This is a genomic window from Campylobacter sp. RM9334, from assembly GCF_020138145.1.
GTDB lineage: Bacteria > Campylobacterota > Campylobacteria > Campylobacterales > Campylobacteraceae > Campylobacter_E.
On the sequence record NZ_JACGAX010000016.1, the window covers coordinates 20,455 to 43,240 of the forward strand.

23 protein-coding genes are annotated in these 22,786 nt (G+C 27.7%); 5 read left to right on the forward strand and 18 right to left on the reverse strand.

Annotated elements, in window-relative coordinates:
• Positions 1-14 precede the first annotated feature (14 nt).
• Positions 15-623 carry a LysE/ArgO family amino acid transporter gene (locus AVBRAN9334_RS07280; RefSeq protein ID WP_336607415.1) on the forward strand — a complete coding sequence of 203 codons (609 nt, stop codon included), beginning with the start codon at positions 15-17 and terminating at the stop codon, positions 621-623.
• A 180-nt stretch (positions 624-803) separates the two neighbouring features.
• Here the strand turns inward: AVBRAN9334_RS07280 and AVBRAN9334_RS07285 are convergent, their stop codons facing one another.
• From AVBRAN9334_RS07285 to napA, 10 genes are all read right to left on the reverse strand, one after another.
• Positions 804-1,118: a hypothetical protein gene (locus AVBRAN9334_RS07285; RefSeq protein ID WP_336607416.1), complete on the reverse strand. Its 315-nt coding sequence runs from the start codon at positions 1,116-1,118 to the stop codon at positions 804-806.
• A gap of 181 nt (positions 1,119-1,299) precedes the next feature.
• Complete coding sequence (locus AVBRAN9334_RS07290; RefSeq protein ID WP_336607417.1) at positions 1,300-1,677, reverse strand: TM2 domain-containing protein; 378 nt, start codon at positions 1,675-1,677, stop codon at positions 1,300-1,302.
• Positions 1,678-1,855: 178 nt separating this feature from the next.
• Positions 1,856-2,014, reverse strand: coding sequence for a CstA-like transporter-associated (seleno)protein (locus AVBRAN9334_RS07295; RefSeq protein ID WP_214118306.1), 159 nt, complete (start codon positions 2,012-2,014; stop codon positions 1,856-1,858).
• Complete coding sequence (locus AVBRAN9334_RS07300; protein WP_214118304.1) at positions 1,995-4,079, reverse strand: carbon starvation CstA family protein; 2,085 nt, start codon at positions 4,077-4,079, stop codon at positions 1,995-1,997. The genes AVBRAN9334_RS07295 and AVBRAN9334_RS07300 overlap by 20 nt, the downstream gene beginning before the upstream one ends.
• Positions 4,080-4,212: 133 nt before the next feature.
• Positions 4,213-4,524 (reverse strand): chaperone NapD, encoded by a 312-nt coding sequence (locus AVBRAN9334_RS07305; protein ID WP_214118302.1) that lies wholly within the window; start codon positions 4,522-4,524, stop codon positions 4,213-4,215.
• A complete protein-coding gene (locus AVBRAN9334_RS07310; RefSeq protein WP_214118300.1) occupies positions 4,524-5,351 on the reverse strand; it encodes a hypothetical protein in 828 nt (275 codons plus the stop codon). The genes AVBRAN9334_RS07305 and AVBRAN9334_RS07310 overlap by 1 nt, the downstream gene beginning before the upstream one ends.
• On the reverse strand, positions 5,348-5,869 hold the full coding sequence (locus tag AVBRAN9334_RS07315) for a nitrate reductase cytochrome c-type subunit (protein ID WP_214118292.1): 522 nt from the start codon (positions 5,867-5,869) through the stop codon (positions 5,348-5,350). The genes AVBRAN9334_RS07310 and AVBRAN9334_RS07315 overlap by 4 nt, the downstream gene beginning before the upstream one ends.
• Complete coding sequence (napH, locus tag AVBRAN9334_RS07320; RefSeq protein WP_336607418.1) at positions 5,866-6,669, reverse strand: quinol dehydrogenase ferredoxin subunit NapH; 804 nt, start codon at positions 6,667-6,669, stop codon at positions 5,866-5,868. Before napH ends, AVBRAN9334_RS07315 begins: the two co-directional genes overlap by 4 nt.
• Positions 6,669-7,421, reverse strand: a complete 753-nt coding sequence (gene napG, locus AVBRAN9334_RS07325) for a ferredoxin-type protein NapG (protein WP_336607419.1) — start codon at positions 7,419-7,421, stop codon at positions 6,669-6,671. Before napG ends, napH begins: the two co-directional genes overlap by 1 nt.
• Before the next feature lie 5 nt (positions 7,422-7,426).
• On the reverse strand, positions 7,427-10,198 hold the full coding sequence (gene napA / locus AVBRAN9334_RS07330) for a periplasmic nitrate reductase subunit alpha (RefSeq protein ID WP_336607420.1): 2,772 nt from the start codon (positions 10,196-10,198) through the stop codon (positions 7,427-7,429).
• Positions 10,199-10,477: 279 nt separating this feature from the next.
• On the opposite strand from napA, the gene nrfH reads away from it, so the two are divergent.
• The 3 genes from nrfH (at position 10,478) to AVBRAN9334_RS07345 (ending at position 13,279) form a co-directional block, all read left to right on the forward strand.
• The gene (nrfH, locus tag AVBRAN9334_RS07335; protein ID WP_214118286.1) at positions 10,478-10,945 is read left to right on the forward strand and encodes a cytochrome c nitrite reductase small subunit; all 468 of its coding nucleotides are present in this window, start codon (positions 10,478-10,480) and stop codon (positions 10,943-10,945) included.
• 11 nt (positions 10,946-10,956) lie between these two features.
• Positions 10,957-12,636, forward strand: coding sequence for an ammonia-forming cytochrome c nitrite reductase subunit c552 (locus tag AVBRAN9334_RS07340; protein ID WP_336607421.1), 1,680 nt, complete (start codon positions 10,957-10,959; stop codon positions 12,634-12,636).
• 184 nt (positions 12,637-12,820) lie between these two features.
• Positions 12,821-13,279, forward strand: coding sequence for a hypothetical protein (locus AVBRAN9334_RS07345; RefSeq protein WP_336607422.1), 459 nt, complete (start codon positions 12,821-12,823; stop codon positions 13,277-13,279).
• Positions 13,280-14,696: 1,417 nt separating this feature from the next.
• Here the strand turns inward: AVBRAN9334_RS07345 and hemH are convergent.
• The 7 genes from hemH to AVBRAN9334_RS07380 are packed head-to-tail and all read right to left on the reverse strand — an operon-like array spanning position 14,697 to position 20,572.
• Positions 14,697-15,626, reverse strand: a complete 930-nt coding sequence (gene hemH, locus AVBRAN9334_RS07350) for a ferrochelatase (protein WP_336607423.1) — start codon at positions 15,624-15,626, stop codon at positions 14,697-14,699.
• Positions 15,627-15,668: 42 nt separating this feature from the next.
• Entirely contained in the window at positions 15,669-16,604 is a 936-nt protein-coding gene (locus AVBRAN9334_RS07355; RefSeq protein ID WP_214118277.1) for an acetyl-CoA carboxylase carboxyltransferase subunit alpha, read from the reverse strand.
• Positions 16,605-16,609: 5 nt separating this feature from the next.
• Entirely contained in the window at positions 16,610-17,863 is a 1,254-nt protein-coding gene (locus AVBRAN9334_RS07360; RefSeq protein WP_336607424.1) for a beta-ketoacyl-ACP synthase II, read from the reverse strand.
• A 9-nt stretch (positions 17,864-17,872) separates the two neighbouring features.
• Positions 17,873-18,106 (reverse strand): acyl carrier protein, encoded by a 234-nt coding sequence (gene acpP, locus AVBRAN9334_RS07365; RefSeq protein WP_214118272.1) that lies wholly within the window; start codon positions 18,104-18,106, stop codon positions 17,873-17,875.
• 55 nt (positions 18,107-18,161) lie between these two features.
• Positions 18,162-18,905, reverse strand: coding sequence for a 3-oxoacyl-ACP reductase FabG (gene fabG / locus AVBRAN9334_RS07370; RefSeq protein WP_214118270.1), 744 nt, complete (start codon positions 18,903-18,905; stop codon positions 18,162-18,164).
• A gap of 8 nt (positions 18,906-18,913) precedes the next feature.
• Positions 18,914-20,164, reverse strand: a complete 1,251-nt coding sequence (locus AVBRAN9334_RS07375) for an MFS transporter (RefSeq protein ID WP_214118268.1) — start codon at positions 20,162-20,164, stop codon at positions 18,914-18,916.
• A gap of 9 nt (positions 20,165-20,173) precedes the next feature.
• The gene (locus tag AVBRAN9334_RS07380; RefSeq protein ID WP_214118266.1) at positions 20,174-20,572 is read right to left on the reverse strand and encodes a MarR family winged helix-turn-helix transcriptional regulator; all 399 of its coding nucleotides are present in this window, start codon (positions 20,570-20,572) and stop codon (positions 20,174-20,176) included.
• Between the two features lie 112 nt (positions 20,573-20,684).
• On the opposite strand from AVBRAN9334_RS07380, the gene AVBRAN9334_RS07385 reads away from it, so the two are divergent.
• Positions 20,685-21,353: an HAD family hydrolase gene (locus AVBRAN9334_RS07385; RefSeq protein ID WP_336607425.1), complete on the forward strand. Its 669-nt coding sequence runs from the start codon at positions 20,685-20,687 to the stop codon at positions 21,351-21,353.
• Positions 21,354-21,718: 365 nt separating this feature from the next.
• Here the strand turns inward: AVBRAN9334_RS07385 and AVBRAN9334_RS07390 are convergent, their stop codons facing one another.
• Entirely contained in the window at positions 21,719-22,120 is a 402-nt protein-coding gene (locus tag AVBRAN9334_RS07390; protein WP_214150678.1) for a putative quinol monooxygenase, read from the reverse strand.
• Positions 22,121-22,786 lie beyond the last annotated feature (666 nt).

Consider the following 22,786-nt stretch of genomic DNA (forward strand, 5'->3'; position numbering starts at 1 on the left):
AAAAGGATTTTACAATGGTTTTTATAAAAGGTTTTATATTAATATTATCATTAATTGTTGCTATCGGAGCTCAAAATATGTTTGTAATAAAACAAGCAATATTAAAAAATCATATAATTTTAATATGCAGTATTTGTTTTATTTGCGATGCTATTTTACTTACTTGTGGAGTATTTGGAGTTGGTAAAGTATTATTAAAAAACGAAACAATAAGTTTAATAGTTACAATTTTAGGTATATTATTTTTAATCACTTATGCGATGATTTCACTAAAATCAGCCTTTATGAACACTAATTGTGATTTTCACAATGATAATGAAAAATTAAGTGTAAAAAAAGCAATAATTTTAACCTTAGCAATTACTTTACTAAACCCACATGTTTATTTAGATACCATATTTTTAGTTGGAGCAAACGCTATAAATATTCAACAAAATGAAAGGATATTATTTTTCTTAGGTGGTGTATGTGCTTCTTTTTTGTGGTTTTTTTCTTTAGGATTAGGAGTTAGTAAAATTAGTAAAATACTTTTAAATAAAAAAATATATTTTTTTATAGAAATATTAACTAGCTTAATAATGATTTATATAGCTTATGATTTATTAAAAATTTTAATCAATTAGCCATAAAATAGCTTTTTTGTTATTATTTTACGCTTTTTAATTTTAACTTCTTGATGATTTTAAATTCTAGTATTTAAAAAATTAGTCTAATCATAATTTTAATTTTTATTTATACATTAAGCTTTATTATAAAAATAACAGAGCTTAATGTTTTTATAACTTTAAGATAAAAATATTAAATCAGTTTTGTGTCTTATTTTTATTCTTAGCTTTTTGTACAAAATATAATGCTATTAACGCTATTACAAATCCTAAGATAAAAGTTAAACCATAAGAAGCATATAGTTCTAATGCCAAACGCTCTTGCGATATAAATTTATCAAATTCCCCTACACTTTTTACTAAGTTAATTGTTGCTTCAATATTTTTCAACGAGTTATAAGGGTTATTAGGATTCTTTAAATACAACATAAAAGCAAATACCTTAGTGCTAAATAAACTAGCAGCTATTAAACCTACAATAACACCAATACCGATATTTTTCATTTTTTTCATTTTTTTCCTTTAATTTTATTTTCTTTATTTTTAAATTTAAAATGGATTAAAGGCAAAATATAGGCAAAATAACTTTGCAATATTTAATCTTACAAATTATTTAGCTTTTAATAATTCTGTTATATGCTATTATCTTTTGCACTAATTTTGCCGTTATTTGGTATTGACAACCAATTATTACTTAGCCTATAGCCTGTAAAATTTTTTGGTAATTACTTTGTTGAATTGCTTTATATACAAAATAAATATCTATTAAAACATAAATATATAAAGCCCATAAAATAAATATCCCTATAAAAAGAAGCATACTAATTAAGCCTATTAAAAATATTCCTAATTTTAAAAAACCTAAAGACCTATTACCTTGATAAAACCTATCAATACCTAATATCCCGAAGAAAAACCCTAAATTCATTGCCAATATAGGGTGTTTGTAATTAATACAAGAAAGATTTTTAAATTTTTCTTCACTTAAGCTGTCAAGTTTATTGCTTAGCATAAACTTTTGCTCGCTTGATATTTTATTATCAAGCAACATTAAATAAGAACTTTTGTCCATAATGACTCCTTTGATTAAATAAAAGAGCTATTGTAATACCCCCCCCCGCTAACAAGAAGTTAATGGATTAAAATTATTTAATAATTATTCAAGATTTTTAAAAATAAAATTATAAAAAAAGATAAAAATATTTGCTAATAAAGATAATTTGTATTAGCTAACTAGCTACTTAAATTTATCAGCATTTTGTTTTACGCTTGCTTGTTTGTTCTATGAAAAACTCCTTTTTAGTTAAAGGAGTTTTATCAGGGTGCATTTTCTTAAAATGCTCTAAATATTTTTCATAATCAGGTGCTCCAAGCATTGCGTAAAAAAACTCACGAAGCTGCTTTTTCATAAACCACTTCTTTAAGTGGAATGCTAAACCTATTAGAATAACTTTCTTTCCAAATTAGAACGAATTTAATTCCAACTATTATGGTAACTAATAAGAAGAAAATCGTTAAAATAGCATTTACTACATTAGAATGTGCTACTTGTTTAGCTTTATTAAATTCTTTTAAAGTCGCTTCACTATTATCTCCTGCATTAATTTTTACTAATAATTCATCAGCTTTAGCAAAATTAATTTGAGCTGTTGCTACGTGAGAAATTGAGTTTGCGATTTTGCTTTCACTTTGTGGTAATACCTTTGCAATACCTGCTGTAAATGTAGTTGAGATTACAAAAAGCGCAGGTAAAACAATAGCTAAGATATACTTTCTTTTTCCCATTTTAATAAATACAGAGCCACATAAAAACATAGCAACTACTGCTAAAAGTTGATTTGATACGCCAAAAAGCGACCAAAGTGAATAAATTCCGCCAAGTGGGTCAATCGCACCACCATATAAGAACCAGCCCCATCCAGCAACACAAATTAAAGTAGCGAATATATTTGCTCCTAAATTACTTGTGTTTGCAAGTGGCTTATAAACATTTCCTAACATATCTTGAACCATAAATCTACAAGTTCTAGTTCCCGCATCAACTGCTGTTAAGATAAATAATGCTTCAAATAAAATAGCGAAGTGATACCAAAATGCCATCATTTCCTTTCCACCGATTAGCTCGTGAATAATTAATGATAAACCTATTGCAAATGTAGGTGCTCCACCTGTTCTACTTAATATAGTGCTCTCACCTATATCATTAGCAAGTGTTTGAATATCAGCAGGAGTTACGCTAAATCCCCAAGCACTAATAGCTGCACTCGCACTCTCAAGTGTCGTGCCTATAATTGCTGGTGCTGAATTTATTGCAAAATATACTCCAGGTTGAAGTATACAAGCAGCAATTAAAGCCATAATAGCAACTGCACTCTCCATTAACATTGAGCCATAGCCTACCATTTTTGCTTGTGTTTCATTTTCTAGCATTTTTGGACTTGTTCCACTAGAAATTAATGCGTGAAAGCCTGAAATCGCCCCACAAGCAATATTTATGAATAAAAATGGAAATAATCCACCTGCAAACACAGGGCCTGTGCCATCTATAAAATGTGTAACTTTTGCCATTTTAATTTCAGGAGAAACTAAAACAACACAAATAGCCATTATCAAAATTACACCAATTTTTAAAAATGTTGAAAGATAATCTCTTGGTGCAAGTAAAAACCAAACTGGTAAAATCGCAGCTATCATTCCATAGCCCATCATTATAAAGCTAAGTTCAAGAACGCTAAAATCAAAATGTCTTGCTAAATCAGGGTCGTTTGATACAACTTTTCCTAAATATAAAGCTATCATAAGTAAAACAAAGCCAATTATACTAGCTTCTCCGACTGCACCTGGGCGAATAAATCTCATATAAATTCCCATAAAAATAGCAATAGGAATTGTTGAAGCTATTGTAAATGTCCCCCAAGGAGAATGTGCTAAAGCTTTTACAACAACCATAGCTAAAATAGCAATGATAATTAGCATAATAAGAAAAATTCCTATCATAGAAACAACACCAACGAAATTCCCCATCTCGTCTTTAATCATTTCGCCAAGACTTTTTCCACCGCGTCTGCTTGATACAAAAAGCACAACAAAATCATGCACGCTACCAACCAAAACACCACCAATTAATATCCATAATACACTAGGCAAATATCCCATTTGAGCTGCTAGGATTGGTCCAACAAGTGGTCCTGCACCTGCAATTGCAGCAAAGTGATGGCCAAATAAAACATATTTGTTTGTAGGAACAAAGTCTTTTCCATCGTTAAGTGCTACAGCAGGAGTAATCTTAGTAGCATCAACGCCGCAAAGCTTAGTTTCTATAAACAAAGCATAAAATCTATAGCCGATTGTATAAATACAAACAGCAGCTACAACTATCCAAGCAGCATTTATTGTTTCGCCATTATTTAAAGCAATAACGCCCATACAAAATGCTCCAAGAATAGCAACAACTATCCATAAAAGCTTATTCATAGCTTCTCCTTAAAAATAAATTAATTTTTTAATCTAATTAAAAATGTGAGTAAGTATTATAATCTAAAATTATAATACTTATAAGAATTTTATATTAAAAGATAAAAATATAAAAAAATTACGAGTTAAATTATTAATATTTATTATAAATGTTTCCATAATACTCAATATTCTCTGCATTGCCTAAAGCATTTACTTTATCTGCTATTTTTTGAGCGTTAATTTCTAAATCAAATTCACTAGCTTCACTAAAAGCCATATTAACATCTATAACACTATCTAATCGCTTAATGGCATTAAAAGTTGCTAAAGTATTGTCAAAATCACTAGCTTCAATTAAAACGATAAATTTTTTATCAATTACTTGCTCTATGTTGGCATCTTTTATATTTTTTATTTCGTTTTCAAATTCTTCATTTGCAATAACTACTAAAGATGAAATCATTAAAAATCCTTTTTGTATAAAATTTTTGAATAAGCATTGAGCTTTAATGTATTTTTATCAAATAATATTGAATTAAGATATAAATTACCTATATTTATTTTATCCTTACCTATACAAATATTATTTTCTAAATCGCAAGAATAAGCAAAATTTAAATTATCACTTAAAGCGCAATTATAAACTAAATTATCACTTTCTATATTAGTAATTTCATTTAATTTATCATCATTAATTATAACTTTTCTATCAGTTGAGCAAGAGATAATATTATCTTTTTTATAATCTACATTATAAATATTATCTTTATGAACTTCCTTGCTTATAAAATCATTAGAATTTAAATCATAAACAACTATTTTTCCACTTTCAAATCCTAAAGCAATTTTTGCCTTTTCTTTATTAATACTTGCAGCATTTATGCTTGCGTTTGAAAAATGAACTTTTTTTATTAAGTTAAATGATAAATCTCTTATGATTAGTTCGCTTCCTAAAGAAGTAAGAATTATTTTATCTTTATATAAAAATGCCTTATTAATATCGCTTGAGATTTTAAATTTCAATAATTTATTATCTTTATAAATGTTTAAAGTCTTTAACCCATCTTTTGAACTAATTGCTAAAATGCTACTATCGTAATCATCAATAAAAATAATATTATCATCAAGGCTTAAAACCTTATCATTATTTTTATAAATATCATTGCCACACGCTACAAATTCATTATTGATATAATTTATATAACAATCATATTCTAAATATTCTAATTCATTTAGGTTTAGCTCACTTGCTAAACCTAAACTAGCTATAAATAATAGCAATTTTTTCACTTTAATCCTTCATTTATTACATCAAGTAAATTTGAACGATGTTTGCCTAATTCATCATTTCTAAAATCAGGCTTAAATGTGTTTTTGATTCCACTATCAATATTTGCTTGTGGTGCGTGGCATTGAACGCAGTTATATCTTGCTTGAGATATAGAATCAAGTTTTTTCTCATTTCTTAAATCATAATAATGGCTTGCTGGCATAGGAGTTGCTTCTTCAATACTAAGCTTTACACGCTCATTGTCAGCACCTAAATCATGACAGCTAAGACACATATTATTATCTTGAGTAATTGGTAAAAAATCTTCTACATTGTGTGGAATTTGTGGTGGAGCATTTAAATAAGCTCTTTCAAAACGCTCTGCTTCTCCAGCTTCTTTTTCAGAGTATGTAAAATTCTTGATTTCTAATTTTGTTTCATCGTTTAGTGAATGTTTTCTTAAACCAATTTCAGTATCACTCACACTAGCAGCAATCAACAAACTACTAGCAGCTAAACTTAAAAATATTTTTTTCATTTTTTTCCTTTCAAAAAATTAATTAAATTAAAATTAAGTGCATCATCATCGCATACTTCAATACATCTAGCACACTTAATGCACTCACTATTGCTAACATTACCACTATATTTTGTAATAAGTGATAATACTTGAGCTTCTGGACAAATCATTTTGCATTTCATACATTTAGTGCATTTATTTAAATCATAACTTACTTTTAACATAGCAAATTTTGAAATTAAACTATAAAAAGCACCTAATGGACAAAGATGCGAACAAACTAAATTCCTTTGCACAAATAAATCAAGTAAAAATATAATAATTGCAACAAATATAGCCGAAGTTTGCATAAAAATTATTCCCCTAGTAATTATTCCTATATGAGAATACTTTTCAAATACTGGCTCATTTGCTATCAAACACAAAATCAAAATACTAAATAATATAAAATATCTAGTGTTTTGTTTAAAATTAGTCAGCTTAGAGCTTTTAAAACTTGTGTTTTGCTTGATAAAATCTGCTAAATTTGTAATCAAATTAACAGGACAAACAAAAGAACAAAATGCGCGACCCAAAAATAAAGCATAAATAATAAAAACTAAAAATGCAGATATAAATAATCCCACATTAAGAGTAAAAGTTGCTAAAAATATTTGCAAATATGCAAAAGGATCGCTTAAGCTAATACTATTAAATAATAGCGAAGAGCTAAGATTTCCTTTTAAAATAAAATCAGCACTAGGTAATAGAAATAAAACTAAAAGTCCTAATTGGATAAATCTTCTTAAAATCAAATATTTATTTTTTAATATCTTCATTAAAATTCTCCATCATTTAGGTAATTTATAGCTTTTTTCTCATCGTGTTTTTTGCTAGTATCTATGTGTTTTAATCTTTCATCATCACCACTAATCCAGCCTTTAACATAATTATCATTTCTCTCACCCAATATAAAACTAGTAGGCAAAATAACAATAGCTGGCTTTTTAGTAATACAAACTTTTTCACATAAACCACAACCCACACAATAATCATAATCAACCTTAGGCACTAACATTGCATGTTTTTTAGTTCGCTCATTTCTTTTATATTCAAGCTTTAAAGCTTTATCTATAAAAGGACACGCCCTATAGCAAGCATCACATTGAATTCCAAAATGAGCTACACAAGAGCTTTCATCTACTATTGCACGACCAATATTTACTAAAGAAATTTTATTAATACTTTTATCTAGCGCATCTGTCGGACAAGCCTTAATACAAGGCAAATCATCGCATAAATAGCAAGGAATTTCATTTGCACTAAATTTAGGAGTTCCTAAACTAGCAAATTCCCCTATCTTAGCTAAACTTAAAGTATTATAAGGGCAAGCTTTTACACATTTAGCACAACGAATGCAATTAGCCAAAAAATGTTTTTCACTAACAACTCCTGGTGGGCGTAGAAAAAAACTCTTTTTAAGTTCAATTTTGCTTTCACTTTTTGGTGTATCGTTTAGTTTGAATATGCTAAAAGTTCCAACACCAACCGCTAAAATCTTTATAGTATTTGTAAAAAATTGCCTTCTCATAAATATTACGCCTTAGTTATTTTTACTGCACACTTTTTAAAATCAGTTTGTTTTGAAATTGGACAAGTTGCATCTAATGTAACTTTATTAATATAAACATTCTCATCAAACCAAGGAACATAAACAAGACCTCTTGGTGGTTTGTTTCTTCCACGCATATCAATACGAGCTTTAACTTTTCCACGGCGAGATTCTATCCATACTAATTCTCTTTGCTCAACTCCTAAAGCTTTAGCATCTTCTGGGTGAATATAACACATAGCTTCAGGAACTGCACGGAATAATTCAGGAACTCTCATTGTCATTGTTCCACTATGCCAATGCTCTAAAACCCTACCAGTACATAACCAGAATGGATATTCTTTAGATGGTCTTTCAGGTGCTTTCATAAATGGTCTAAAGAAAATCTTAGCTTTATTTGTAATTGCTGTTGCTTCTTCGCTTGTTGGTTTTACTAAATCACCACTTTTAATTGATTTATCAAAATCCCCATAGAATGCAAAATCACCTTCAGGATTTGCTTTTTTAGCATATACATCGTATTTTGTATTAAATCTCCATTGAGTTTCTTTACCATCAACAACAGGCCATCTTAAGCCCCTTACCTTATGATAAGTTTCAAAACTAGCTAAATCGTGTCCGTGACCAGCTCCGAATTTTCTATATTCTTCCCATAAATATTTTTGAATAAAGAAATTATAGCCTTTAAATACATTGCCATCACTACCTTTTACATTTCTACTATCGCCTTTAACTTCGCTATTTAACCAATCTTTTAAGCTTTCACTATCATCTAATGAAATTTCTTTACATTCTTTATTAGCAAATAAAACATCATATAAAGTATCATCTTCTTTATATCCCATTTCTTTAGCTTTTTCTAATACGCTTGGTAATGTTGTCTTTTCATCAATTTTTACTTCATTCCAAACTTCGCTTAATTTAAAGCGTTTGCTAAGCTCTAATAATTGCCATAAATCACTCATAGCTTCACCAACTGGCAATACTTGTTGTCTCCAATGTTGAGTTCTTCTTTCTGCGTTTCCGTAAGCTCCCCATTTTTCATAAATCATAGCTGTAGGTAAAATTAAATCCGCAACTTTTGCACTAATTCCAGGATAGCAATCACTTACTACTATAAAATTATCTTTTTCTCTAGCAGCTTTTATCCAGTGATTTGCATTTGCAGTATTTTGCCAAGGATTATTTACCATAACCCATGCGAATTTTTGTTTTCCATCTTCAAGATTTCTCATCATTTGCATAAAGTGATTTCCTTGAACACCATTAATTGTTCCTTCAGGAACTTTCCAAAGTTCTTCACTTTTAGCTCTATGTTTAGGATTTGCTACAACCCAATCAGCAGGTAAGCGGTGTGCAAAAGTTCCAACTTCTCTTGCTGTTCCACAAGCACTTGGCTGACCTGTTAAAGAGAATGCTCCATCACCTGGTTTTGCTTGTTTTCCTACTAATAAATGCACAGTGTATGCAAGTTCATTTACCCAACTACCACGAGTATGTTGGTTAAAGCCCATAGTCCAAAAGCTTACTACCTTTCTATTTTTTTCAATATATAAATCAGCTAATGCTTTTAATTTTTTCTTAAATTCTTCTATATCTTCATCAGGATTTCCTTTAGCTACGCTTGCAACATAATCTAATGTATAAGGTTCAAGTGCTTTTTTGAAATCTTCAAATTGAATTTGCCAGTTAAGTGCTGCTTGAGCTTGATGTTTCATTTCAAATTTTTCACCATCTTTTACACCTAAATGACTTAATGCTATTGCTTCATCTTTGTCTAAAGTGATTGCATTTTCTTTAGCAACGGTATCTTTTTCAGCTTCGCTAAAGCTTGGATGATTTGGATTATTTCTCATTCCATATCCAATATCAGCAAATCCTGTTGTAAATACACAATGATTTTTTACAAATTCCCAATCAATTGCTTTTGGATTGTTATATACAATTTCTCTAGCAATATAATTCCATATTGCAATATCAGAACTTGGAGTAAATATAAGTTCCATATCAGCAATGTCGCTAGTTCTTGTTGTATAGGTTGAAAGATTTACAATTTTTACTTTTTCAGGGTCTCTTAATTTTCTATCACTTACACGGCTCCATAAAATTGGGTGCATTTCAGCCATATTTGAACCCCAACAAATAATAGTATCAGTAAGTTCAATATCATCATAGCAACCTGCAGGCTCATCAATACCAAATGTTTGCATAAAACCAATAACAGCACTTGCCATACAATGTCTAGCATTTGGGTCTATATTATTGCTTCTAAAACCAGCTTTAAATAATTTTGAAGCAGCATATCCTTCTTGAATAGTATGCTGACCACTTGCAAACATTCCTATACCATTTACACCTTGTTCTTTTAAAGCTTTTTTCATATGTTTTTCCATCTCATCAAAAGCTCTTTTCCAAGATACTGGAGCAAATTTTCCGTTCTTATCAAATTCACCCTTAGCATTTACTCTTAATAAAGGCGTTACAAGTCTATCTTCTCCATACATAATTTTTGCATTAAAATATCCTTTAATACAATTTAAACCACGATTTACAGGTGCTTCAGGGTCGCCCTTAGTAGCTACAATTTTGCCATTTTTAGTAGCAACCATAATACCACAGCCAGTTCCACAAAATCTACAAACTGCTTTATCCCAAGTCCATTCACTTGTTTCGTCTTTTGCTAAAGCAATAGTAGGATTTATGCAAGCTGCTGCACTTGCAACTGCTGTGCTCTTTAAAAAATCTCGTCTTTGCATTTATTCTCCTTATAATAATAATGTAAAAATAGATTAGATTATTTGCTTTAAAATCTTATTGATTAAGATTAATATTTTTTTTAAAGTAAAGCACATAAATATTATCAACATTAAATTAACTTAAAATTCTTAATTCAATAAAAATTGAAAAAACATTCATAAAATAATATAAAATATTTAAAAATTAAATTAAATTTAAAAAAATATATTAATTGCCATCAATTATTTTTAAGCTTTTTTATATTAAAGTAGTGTTTCAAATTTTCACAAGGTGTATAAATGAAAAAACCAACAAACAAACTTTTATTAGCCCTTTGCATAGTAATTGGGATTTTTATTGGTGGTGGAATTTATACTTTTATAATAGCAGATGGCTTTTTAATGATGACTTCTAAACCTGAAGCCTGTAGTAAATGTCATATTATGACAGATGTTTATGATAGCTGGGCAAAAGGTGAGCATTCAAGCAATGCAGGTTGCGTAGATTGTCATTTACCTCAAGGTGATGTGGTAGCTTATTGGACTAAAAAAGCTTATCACGGATTAAAACACGGCTATTATTTTACAGTAGGAGGAAATCCACCTAATTTAGAACCTACCGAAATGACACACGAAGATGTTAATCGCAATTGTGCGACTTGTCATAAAGACTACGCACATAATGCAATCAATGCAACGACAAAATTAAATAGCGAGCCACTTGATTGCCTTAGCTGTCATAGAACAATAGGTCATTTACATAATTAAAAGGAGAAAATATGTCAAAATCAGTTTATGTTGCGGCTATTGTGGTAGCTGCTTTAGGTGGTGCAGGCTTATTTGCACTTAATACAAACATTGCAGAACATAAAGGTGAAAGTAAAACTCAACCATTAAAAACTTTTGAAATTAGTGATGAAGAACCAGATTTTGCAAAATGGGGTAGAAATTTCCCAGCTCAATTAGATGGTTATTTACAAATGAAAGATGAGTATATTGAAACACCATTTGGTGGAAGTTTACCTTATAGTAAGATTATTCGCTGGCCGGCTGCGACAACATTTTGGAATGGATACGCTTTTGCGGTTGATTATTCTAAACCAAGAACTCACTATTACTCACAAATTGACCAAATGGAAACAAAAAGAAACAATAAAGAATATCTAAATGCTCACGGATTACCTGCATTTAAAGGTCAGCCTGGTGCTTGTGTAAATTGCCATACTGGTTACTTAACTGCTATTTATAAAAGTGATAAATTAAGCCCAAGTTTTATGCTAGGTAAAACTGAAGTAATGGGTGCAAAGAAAATGGGATTTTTTGATGTATTTGGTGAAAAAGGCGAAGCTATGAAAGAAGCTTGGACAAATATGAATAAAATGCCTTATTTTGATGTTATGAAAAAAGTAGAAGAAAAATACGGAGATGGAATTCACGGCTCTCATATGGGATCAACCTGTGCGGATTGTCATAACCCAGATGATATGAGCCTTCGTGTAACTCGCCCTGCTTTTGTTAATGCTATGGTTTTAAGAGGCTATGAAGCAGACGCTAAAAGTGGTATCAAAGCTAGTAGAAAAGAAATGAGAAATTATGTTTGTATGCAATGCCACGTTGAGTATTATTTTGAAGGTAAAGATAGCACTTTAACATTCCCATGGACAAAATGGAAAAAAGATGAAGCATTTAAAATAGAGAATTTTGATGAATACTATGATGAAAAATTTGCAAATGGTGAATTCCCATATGATTACATTCAAAAAGATACAAAAACAAAAATAATTAAAATGCAACACCCAGAAGCTGAAATGTATTCAAGCTCTTTACATTATAGAAGTGGTGTAACTTGTGCAGATTGCCATATGCCATACAAAAGAGATGGAGCAAACAAAGTAACTAATCACAATATACTATCTCCATTAGCTGATATAAATGCAGCTTGTAAAACTTGCCATCCACAAAGCGAACAAGTATTAAAAGATAGAATTAGCTTTATTCAAAATCGCCACGCTTATGAGCTTAGAGGTTGTGAAAATAACTTATTAGCATTAATTGCTGATATAAAAACAGCTCGTGAAGAATTAGCAAAACTTCCTGAATTTGCAAGTCTTGAAGATAAAGCAAGAGATGATGCTATTTCAAAAGTTATAGAAAAAGCACAATATGCTCATAGAAAAGCACATATTAGATGGGACGTATCATTTAGTGAAAATAGCTATGGCTTCCACTCACCACAAGAATTTATGAGAATTATAGGTCAATGTAAAGAAGTAGCTAGAGAAGGACAAGCAGAGTTAGCAAATGCGTTAGCTCCTTATGGAATTAAAATTGAATTAACAAAAACAGCAACAATTCCAGCAGCACCTCTAAAACTAGATCACAAACCACCAACAGGTTCTCTACCAACAGAAGCTATGAAAAAAGTTGATGAGGATGTAAAAAATCTAAACTTTAAATAAAAAATTGCGAGATTTTCTCGCAATTTACTCATTAATTAAAGCCCAATTTTAATAGTATAAAAATTAAAACATTATATAATTGAAAATAAGAATTTAGTTTAAATATATTTTAATTAGTGTTAAAGCTAACTAATTTAATTGCTAAAATAATGTAATCTTAAATTATCAAAAAAAGGCTTATATTGTGCAAAATGATAAAGAAATAATTCTGATAGTAAATCTTAAAAAAAGCCTATTATTTTCTATATATAAATCACTATTTTTATTACTTCCTAATGTTTTTATATGCTTGTATATCATTATAATTTTTGCTTGTATTTTGTATTTTAATGATGGTTATTTAGTGATATTGCTATTTGTTTTATTTGCCCTTCCTCACCATTTTCGTTTTATGCTTTTTCCACTTATGATAAGAAAAATTATCTGTTATGATGAGTATTTTGAAATCATTAGGCTTTTTAGTAAAACAAGGATATATTATGATAATTTAAAAGAATATTATTTCGAATATTTAAACATTAGATTTTCATCACACAAAATTTTACATCTATCTTATAAAAACAAATTCCTTAGCAGCATTATAAACACCGAATTGCTTAATCCAGAAGATTTAGAAAAATTCATAGAATTATTAAACGCATAAGGCATTAACAAACAAGTTTCAATCATAGATGATAAAATATTTTATAATGTTTTTAGCATTATAGATAAAATCTTTAAAATTTAAATCTAAGTTATTAAGAGTTTTAAAGGTATTACAGCTAATAAAAGTAACATAAATATAATCTGTATTAAAAATCAAATTCTCATTTTAAATTCTAAATTTTAAAACTAAACTTATTTGTAAAATCTAAAATATTAGAATTTAAAACATACGCAATTAATAGTATCTTAAATAGCTTTTATTAGTGATTTTTCATATTAAATTATGGAATTTAAATTATAAATTTCCAAATCCAAATTCTTATTTTAAATTCCATAATATTTAACCTTAAAATAAATGAAATAACAACTAGAATATAAAAACTGCTGTTAAGAAACCTACCTTGATTTTTATAAATATAAGTAAGTATAAAGGTTAGAAAAACCTAGATTATGTTAAAACAAAGATAATGACTAATTATGTAATAAGGATACGAGAATAACTAAATGAAGTTTGTATCCGTCCCCTTCTAAGTAAAAATAAATCAGAATAAGTTTTTGAATAGAAAAAATCTATTAATTTTTAAATTTATTAAATGAAAACAGAAAAAATTACAAAGCAAATATTTGCCTTGTAAATCCACATTCTCAACCATTGCAACATTTTAAAATTGTGATAACAAAAACTTACTATTAGCTTTAAATTATAGATAAAAATATTTAAAGCCAAGAACTTTTTTTACTCGCTAAAGTTAGATGAATTTTTATGGAATATATTGCTTAAGCTTGACTTAATATTATTTTTGCAAAACTCAAACTACATAAAATATCATTACAATATGATTTTAAGGACTTAACAAGATTAATTTAATTTTATCTATTTTGTAAAATTTAATAACGATTATACATATTACAAGTATATGATTTCGTGCATTAGTTTTTATACTTTAAAAGCTCTTTAAATTCCATTATAAAACTTTAAGCGATATTACAATCAAGTATTTTAAAAATTCGCCACATTTTGTATATGATATATATATTTACTACTTACATTTTTTAATGTTATTTTTACAATTTTAATTATAATTTTATTTGCTTTGCTAATAAAAAACACTTAAAACTCTAATCTTTTATATTTTTAAAATTAGTTTAAAATTTAATAAAATATATATCTTAACTTAAAAACTATGGAATTTAAAATAAAAGTTTATTTTTTAAATCTAATTTTAGCCAAACTACTATTTTATACTCTAAATAAATCTATTTATAAATACCATAAAATCTAAAAAATTAAAATAAGAATTTCAAAACTTAATATAAATTGTAAAGAATAAATAAGATACCAATTATAAGTAAGTAAAATTATTGAAATTCTTTTGATAGGTTATTTATATTAGTTATAAAAAATCATTTTAAGCTTAAATTTTATTTTGACTTTCATAATTTAAATTAGTATTTGCAAATTCCAATTTGCTTAAGATATATTTAGCAAAATCTTCACTATCATTTGGACATTTACACACATTATAATCACCTTTATACTGATGTCTATATTCAATATCTAATTCTAAAATAGTTTCAGAACAATCAATACAAAATGATAGTGGATATATTAAAACACTTTTATTGCCTAATTTATCTAATTCATCACTAAGTGCAGGTTCTAACCATTTTACAGGTCCTAATTTTGACTGATAAGCTAATTTAATTTCTTTAAAATCGTTTTGTAATTTATCCTTTAATATAGCAAAATGTTCTTTTATATGCTCTTCGTAAATATCACCCTTTTCTATAGTTTTTATCGGTAAAGAATGTGCTGATATTATCAAGCAATCAATATTTTTATATTTTTGTATCTCATTTAAAATAATATTATTATAAAGCTCATCTTGGTAAAAATAAGGTATTTCTTTTATACTGATTTTTTTATCAAAATTTTTATAAAAATCTTGCAAAGATGATGTAGTAGTGGTTATAGAATGATGTGGATATAAAGGAAATAGTATTATTTCATCATTATCTTTAAAATCATATTTAGCTAAGACTTCTTTAGCAAAAGGCGGAACATAAGTTGATATAAAATCAAAATGAAAATCTTTTTGCAAAGAATTTAATTTATCACAAAGAGATTTTTGGATTTTAGTTAAAGGACTTTTACCACCTATTTTATTATAATTTTCTTTCATAGATTTAATACGAAATTTTCTTATCATAAATGCTACAAGACTTCTTAAAAAATCTGATTTTATTCCCAAAATATTTGGGTCATTAAACATATTTTTTAAAAATACTTCACATTCATCAAGTTGATTTACACCACCCATATTGAGTAAAAAAACATATTTCATATACAAACCTAAAATTATCCAAGTAAGATACTTGGATAAATATTATTTGTCTTCATTAAAAGAACCCAATTTGAGAATTTTTTGCATTCTTTTTGCAACCAATTCATCAAGATTTAATGGTTTTAGTTCTTCTATTTTTTCTAAAACATAATTTTGTATATTATTTGCAGTAATCTCTTTGTTTCTATGAGCAATGCCTTCTTCTATAATATCATCTATTAATCCTTGCTCATATAAATCATCAGCACTTATTTTCATAGCCTTTGTTGCAGCTTCACTTTTACTTGGGTCATTCCATAATATAGCAGCACAACCTTCAGGAGATATTACAGAAAACACTGAATTTTTAAGCATAGCTAATTTATCAGCTACACCTAAAGCTAAAGCTCCACCACTTCCGCCTTCTCCAATTACTATAGAAATAATTATTGTTTTTAAAGCGCTTAATTCATATAAATTTGTAGCAATTGCCTCACTTTGACCACGCTCTTCAGCTCCTACTCCAGGATAAGCACCTGGAGTATCTACTAAAAATACAATAGGTATTTTAAATTTTTCAGCCATTTTAGCAAATCTTAAAACCTTACGATAACCCTCTGGATGTGGCATACCGAAATTTCTATGTAATTTATATTTTGTTCCACGACCTTTTTGTTCGCCTATTAACATTACTTTTTGCTCGCCAATATAACCAGCAAAACAAACTATAGCAGGGTCATCTCTAAATGCTCTATCTCCATGTAATTCATGGGCATTTTTTAAAATTATTCTCACATAATCAAGAGAATATGGTCTATCAGGATGTCTTGCTAGCTGTAGTTTTTGAAAATCACTTAAGTTTTTATAGGTTTTTGTTAATTCTTTTTCTAAATTCTTTTTTAAAATCTTAACTGCTTCTATATCGCCTTTAATATTAGCATTAATAATATCTTCATCTAATTGTTGAATATTTTTCTCAAAATCTAAATAAGCTGCCATCTTAATTAATCCAATTTTCTAAAAATCACTGAAGCATTCGTTCCACCAAAACCAAACGAATTACTCATAGCTGTTTTAATTGTATGCTTTCTAGCCATATTAGGCACATAATCTAAATCACAATCAGGGTCAGGGTTTTTATAATTTATTGTAGGTGGAACTATACTATCTCTCATAGCCATTAGACAAATTACTGCTTCAATAGCACCAGCAGCACCTAAACAATGTCCTGTTTGACCTTTTGTAGAACTTACTAAAGGCATATCATCTTTAAACAATTCTTTCATTGCTGCTGTTTCATTTTTATCATTAGCTGGAGTTGATGTTCCGTGTGCGTTAATATAATCAATTTTAATTTTATTAGCAGAGCAATCAAATCCCTTTGCCATACATAAAGCTTTTTTCATAGCTCTTAATGGACCATCTAAAGCTGGAGAAGTTATATGATTTGCATCTGCACTTTCACCAAACCCTATAACTTCAGCATATATTCTAGCACCTCTTTTTTTAGCATCTTCATAATCTTCTAAGACAAGAGCAGCTGCACCTTCTCCCATAACAAAGCCATCTCTACTAGCATCAAATGGACTACTAGCTGTTTCTGGAGTATCATTTTTAGTAGATAAAGCTTTCATTGAAGCAAATCCACCTATACCTACTGCACAAATAGCTGATTCAGCTCCAATTACTAACATTTTATTTGCTTGATTGCAAACTATTGTTTTATAAGCTTCGCCAATTGCGTGAGTTCCTGCTGCACAAGCAGTTACACAAGATAAATTTGGACCTTTCAATTTATAATCAATTGAAGCCATTCCCCCTAGCATATTAACTAGAGCTGAAGGTATGAAAAAAGGCGAAATCCTGCTTGCGCCCTTTTGCAAACATACATTAGAATTTTTCTCAATATTAGGTAAGCCACCAATTCCTGCTGCACTTACTACTCCAAATTCATCTAAATCAACTTCACTAATCACGCCATCAACCATTTTAAAATTAGCATCACTTATAGCTTCTTTTGCAGCGTGTAATCCAAGTTGAATAAATCTATCAGCTTTTTTAACATCTTTTGCGTTTAATACTGTTAAAGGATCGAAATCCTTAACTTCTGCGGCAATTTTAACACTTAAATCACTGGTATCAAAAAGAGTAATTTCTCCAACACCGCTTTTTCCATCACAAATCGCCTTAAACGAACTTTCTTTATCAAGCCCAAGGGCATTTATCATTCCAATGCCAGTTACTACTACTCTTCTCAATTTAAATCCTTATTGTTTTTTTGCTTCTATGTATTTTACTATATCATTAACTGTTGCGATTTTTTGACCATCTTCATCAGGAATAGAAATATCAAATTTTTCTTCTAAAGCCATAATTAATTCAACTACATCAAGTGAATCTGCACCTAAATCTTCAATAATTTTAGCATCAGGTGTAATACTAGCTTCATCAGCTCCTAATTCTTCTACAATAACTTTTTTAACATCTTCAAAAATAGACATTTTTTTCTCCTAAAATAAAATTAAACTCGTATTCTTACAAAAAAGTGTAAATAAATTACACATACATTCCGCCATTAACTTTTAAAATCTCACCTGTAATATAACTAGAATAATCACTTAATAAAAACGCAACTGCATTTGCAACTTCGCTAGGTTTACCAAATCTAGCAAGTGGAATTGCTTTATAATAAGTTTGTTTAATTTCATCACTTAATACATCTGTCATATCACTTTCTATAAATCCTGGAGTAATTGCGTTATAACGAACTTCTCTACTAGCTGCTTCTTTAGCAAAAGACTTAGTCATAGCAATAACCCCACCTTTACTAGCAGAATAATTTACTTGACCTGCATTTCCCATCTCACCAACAACTGAACTAATATTTACAACACTACCAAAACGCTTTTTACTCATCACTTTAAATGCTTCTTTACAACCTATAAAAGTTGAATTTAAATTAGCCTTTATAACATCATCAAAATCAGCTTCGCTCATTCTTAAAACTAATTTGTCTTTTGTAATTCCTGCATTATTTACTAAATAACTTAATTCTCCATCGCAATCAATTATTGTTTTAATAGCATTTGTAAAATCACTTTCACAACTTGCATCAAAACAAATAATTGCTGCTTTACCACCATTTTTTTCAATTTCTTGTTTTAAATTCTCTGCAAGTTCAGGTTTTGAACGATAATTAATCCATACTTTTAGACCAAATCCTGCTAAAACTCTAGCTATTTCAGCACCAATGCCTTTAGATGCACCTGTAATTAATACATTTTTTCCACTAAATTTCATATTTTCTCCTAGTCTTTAATGATAATATCCGAGTGATTTTTTTCTAAAAAATTATCTTCATAATCTTTTAAATCTTTTTTAAAATCTTTTGATTTTCTCATAACAAAGGCATAATACAATATTAAAGAAAACAAAATTATCCCCGCACATATTTCATAAATCCTAGAATGCCCGTAACTAGGCTCAATCAAACCTAACAAATAAGGACTAATACCCATTCCAACATCTAAAGCTATAAAAAATGTTGAATTTGCTAAGCCCATTTTCTCTTTAGGAGATAATTTTATAGCAAGTGATTGAAGACTTGAAGTAGCGTTTCCATATCCTAAAGCACAAAAAATAGCTGATAAATACATCATTAAAGAATTGTTTGTATAAGCTAAAATTATTAAACTTGCTACATAAAACAAAATAGAAGGAACTATTACATAATCTGCACCTATTTTATCAAATACTTTACCTGAAATTGGTCTTGAAAACACACTAATACAAGCATAAAATACAAAAAATAATGAACCTGCTTCAATTAAATTAAGCTCTTTTGAATAAGAACTTATAAAAGCAATAATTGCTCCATAAACAAAACCCATACAAAATACAACATAAGCAACACCCAAAACCGATTTTTCAATGTAATTAAAAATTGAAAAAGATTTTTTAACGTGATTTATCTTATGTTTTCTAAATCTTTTAACTTTTATTACTACACTTGAAATTAATGCTATTAATATACTAATTAAAGAAATTATAAAACATAAATTAAAATTATTTTTACCCACTAAATATACTGCTAAAAATGGTCCAATAGCAGAACTTAATACAACACTAACCGCATAATATCCTATACCAATTCCTCTTTTATTGCTAGGCACTAGTCTAGCTACTGCAGCACCACAAGCACAAGAGCATGCACCATAACACATACCAGCAAGCAATCTTGATAATATTAATTCAAAATTAGTTGATAAAAACAAGTAATATAAATTAGGTATAAAATACAAAACTAAACTAATAATCATAACTTTTTTTATGTTTATATTATCAATAATTGAGCCAAAATAAAGTCTTGATAATAGTGCTCCAATTACAAAAATACCATTAGCAAGACCTGCTATTGCTGTGCTAGATTGTAATATAGTTTTTGCAAAATCTGTAGAAGCAATCGTAGTGATAAAAAACACTAAACAAATAACAAAATTAATAATAAAAACACAAATAAAATTCTTATTCCAAATATTATACTTTTTGGATAATCCCATAAAAACTCCTTATAATTTTTTATTGATTTTATCAAGCATATTAATGAACAATCCAAATTCAGCATAGTCTAAATCATCACAAATTTGCTTTTCGTAATTAGAAATTAAAATATTTGCATCAAAAAACAATTCCTTGCCTTTTAAACTAAGTGAAATGATTTTTTCTCTTTTATCATTTGAGCTTGAAATTTCTAAATAATTTGCTTTTTCTAGTTTCTTACAAATCCTAGACGCAATAGCCTTATCCATCTGATAAAACTCGCAAATCTCACTTAAACTAGCACTTTTTGTTGAGCTAAGATAATAAAACACTCTCCAATCAGTAGCGTTGATATTAAATGGCTTTAAAATTTCATTTACTTTACTGATGATTTTTCTATTTGCATAGGTAATTTTTTTAAAAAACATGTTATTCCTAATAGTTGATAAAGTCAATTAAATTAGATTTTATAATTAAATTTGTAAATTGTCAATAAATTAGCTTTATTTTGCTAAGCTTAAAATAAAAAAAAGGATACAAATGATTATATTTTTTGATTTAGATGGAACTTTAATCGATTCTACCCAGCCAATAATTACTAGTCTTAGAAAAGCCTTAGAAAGTTATAATTTTAATTTAAGTGATGAATATATAAAAACATTAATTGGAATGTCTACTGAAGGAATGTTTGAAACAATAGGAGTGCCAAAAGAGCAAGTTGCTGATATAGTTAAATTATATAGACAAAATTATAAAATATATTATAAAGATGGAACTAGTCTTTTAAATGGGGCAAAAGAAGCAGTAAAACTTGCTAGTAAAAATGCTAAAGTAGGATTAGTAACTACAAAATCTGTTTATTTTGCTAAAGAAATTTTAAAAGATTTTGATATTTTAGATGATTTTAGCGTAGTTGTGGGTGGTGATGAAGTAAAATACTGCAAACCAAATCCAGAACCAATTTATAAAGCACTAAGTCGTTTAAAAGGCTCTGAAATGCTTGCAATTAACGAACTTAAAAAAGAATTTGACTTTAGTAAAATTTATATGATAGGAGATACTTTAAACGATACAGAAGCTGCTAAAGCTGCTGAAGTGAATGCTTATGTAACTTTATTTGAATACACAGATATGAATACTCTCAAGCAAAGTTGTGATAAAATATTTACAACCCCACTTGAATGCGTTCAAGATATTTTAAAAAAATAAATATTATAAAGTAAAACTAATTTAATAAAAAAATTAGTTTTACTTATATCAATAAATTAGAATGAAATTTGAAAAATTTATTTTAATTTTAGCTATATAAAATATTCATTATTACCACTTAATTAAACCTATTTTTTAATGGGGACTATTATATATGTATAAAATATAATATTTTGATATTTATAATATATTTTAGTGCAATTAAGTATCCATACATACATTAAAAATACTATAAAAATTACTGCTATAATTAATTAAGATAATAATTACTAATTAAATTAATTGATATTAAAATAAATTATTATACTCCTTGTCTATAAAACACACAATCTATTTAATACTTTTAATTAAAAAACATATATAAATTATTGTCTTTTAAAAATTGCTTTAAAATTTTTATCGCTTAATTGATAAGAATCAAGTAATTCAAGAGATTTTACCATATGCAATGTGCCTTTTTTATATTTTTGAAAATGTTCGGAATTAATATGTTTATTATAAGATTCTTGGTCTTTATAAATTTCTAAAATATTAATTATATTATTATTTTTTACAAGCATCATTGGATAAATAGATATTACACCCTTTTCTTTTTCAATTGAAGCTTCAGCAACTTCTTTTGCAATAACAAGGTATTCATCAAGATACTCTGGATAAACTTCAACAACAGAAATTCTAACCAACATTTTATTATTAATATTATCATCAGCATAAATATTAGAAGATAATCCAAATAGCGATAAAATTAAAGCTAATATTTTTTTCATTTTTCAACCTTTCAATTTTTTAAACCAAACAATATACTATAAATACATAAACTATTCCCCCACCATAAACCACTAATCCATTAAATACTAAAAACACCATTAACCCCCCCCCAACCACTCTAAACAACACAAACAATACTTTAAACTAAAAACTAAAAAGCAATTAAAATTTCATTCTAAAATAACCTTCACTATCTACTAAAAACAATTAAAAATACACCATAATAAAACAATCTCAAACATAATCACTAAACATAAAAGCTATTTTTATTAAAAGAATTTAAAACTTATAAATACTTTATAAAAAACATTAATTATATTAACTATTAAAAATACAACTAATATTTTATTTAATAGTAAAAACATAATTATCACTTATAATTTAAATTACTTATTACTATAAGAGTTATTTTAAAAAGATAATATATATGCTATCAAATATCACACCACTTCAATAAGTATTATAATTTATATAAAAATAGCTTTAAACATAACTACAAGCTAAATAAGTAAAAATAAGTATTCCTAAATAAATTCAAATATCATTAAAAATATAAATATTATTTATAAGTTTCAATCTAAAATAAATACACAAGTAAAACATAAAATCATACTAAAATTACATATATTAAAAAGATTTAAAAAAATAATTTAAAAAAACAATTT

Bases quoted from the DNA above. Each gene is read 5' to 3' on its own strand.
- AVBRAN9334_RS07380 (WP_214118266.1), bottom strand. From the start codon at position 20,572: ATGTTTTTTAAAAAAATTACCTATGCAAATAGAAAAATCATCAGTAAA.
- acpP (WP_214118272.1), bottom strand. From the start codon at position 18,106: ATGTCTATTTTTGAAGATGTTAAAAAAGTTATTGTAGAAGAATTAGGA.
- AVBRAN9334_RS07315 (WP_214118292.1), bottom strand. From the start codon at position 5,869: ATGAAAAAAATATTTTTAAGTTTAGCTGCTAGTAGTTTGTTGATTGCT.
- hemH (WP_336607423.1), bottom strand. From the start codon at position 15,626: ATGAAATATGTTTTTTTACTCAATATGGGTGGTGTAAATCAACTTGAT.
- napH (WP_336607418.1), bottom strand. From the start codon at position 6,669: ATGAAGATATTAAAAAATAAATATTTGATTTTAAGAAGATTTATCCAA.
- AVBRAN9334_RS07355 (WP_214118277.1), bottom strand. From the start codon at position 16,604: ATGGCAGCTTATTTAGATTTTGAGAAAAATATTCAACAATTAGATGAA.
- AVBRAN9334_RS07305 (WP_214118302.1), bottom strand. From the start codon at position 4,524: ATGATTTCATCTTTAGTAGTTATTGCAAATGAAGAATTTGAAAACGAA.
- fabG (WP_214118270.1), bottom strand. From the start codon at position 18,905: ATGAAATTTAGTGGAAAAAATGTATTAATTACAGGTGCATCTAAAGGC.
- AVBRAN9334_RS07300 (WP_214118304.1), bottom strand. From the start codon at position 4,079: ATGAATAAGCTTTTATGGATAGTTGTTGCTATTCTTGGAGCATTTTGT.
- AVBRAN9334_RS07340 (WP_336607421.1), top strand. From the start codon at position 10,957: ATGTCAAAATCAGTTTATGTTGCGGCTATTGTGGTAGCTGCTTTAGGT.
- napG (WP_336607419.1), bottom strand. From the start codon at position 7,421: ATGAGAAGGCAATTTTTTACAAATACTATAAAGATTTTAGCGGTTGGT.
- AVBRAN9334_RS07385 (WP_336607425.1), top strand. From the start codon at position 20,685: ATGATTATATTTTTTGATTTAGATGGAACTTTAATCGATTCTACCCAG.
- AVBRAN9334_RS07390 (WP_214150678.1), bottom strand. From the start codon at position 22,120: ATGAAAAAAATATTAGCTTTAATTTTATCGCTATTTGGATTATCTTCT.
- AVBRAN9334_RS07375 (WP_214118268.1), bottom strand. From the start codon at position 20,164: ATGGGATTATCCAAAAAGTATAATATTTGGAATAAGAATTTTATTTGT.
- AVBRAN9334_RS07295 (WP_214118306.1), bottom strand. From the start codon at position 2,014: ATGAAAAAGCAGCTTCGTGAGTTTTTTTACGCAATGCTTGGAGCACCT.
- AVBRAN9334_RS07290 (WP_336607417.1), bottom strand. From the start codon at position 1,677: ATGGACAAAAGTTCTTATTTAATGTTGCTTGATAATAAAATATCAAGC.
- AVBRAN9334_RS07285 (WP_336607416.1), bottom strand. From the start codon at position 1,118: ATGAAAAAAATGAAAAATATCGGTATTGGTGTTATTGTAGGTTTAATA.
- napA (WP_336607420.1), bottom strand. From the start codon at position 10,198: ATGCAAAGACGAGATTTTTTAAAGAGCACAGCAGTTGCAAGTGCAGCA.
- nrfH (WP_214118286.1), top strand. From the start codon at position 10,478: ATGAAAAAACCAACAAACAAACTTTTATTAGCCCTTTGCATAGTAATT.
- AVBRAN9334_RS07280 (WP_336607415.1), top strand. From the start codon at position 15: ATGGTTTTTATAAAAGGTTTTATATTAATATTATCATTAATTGTTGCT.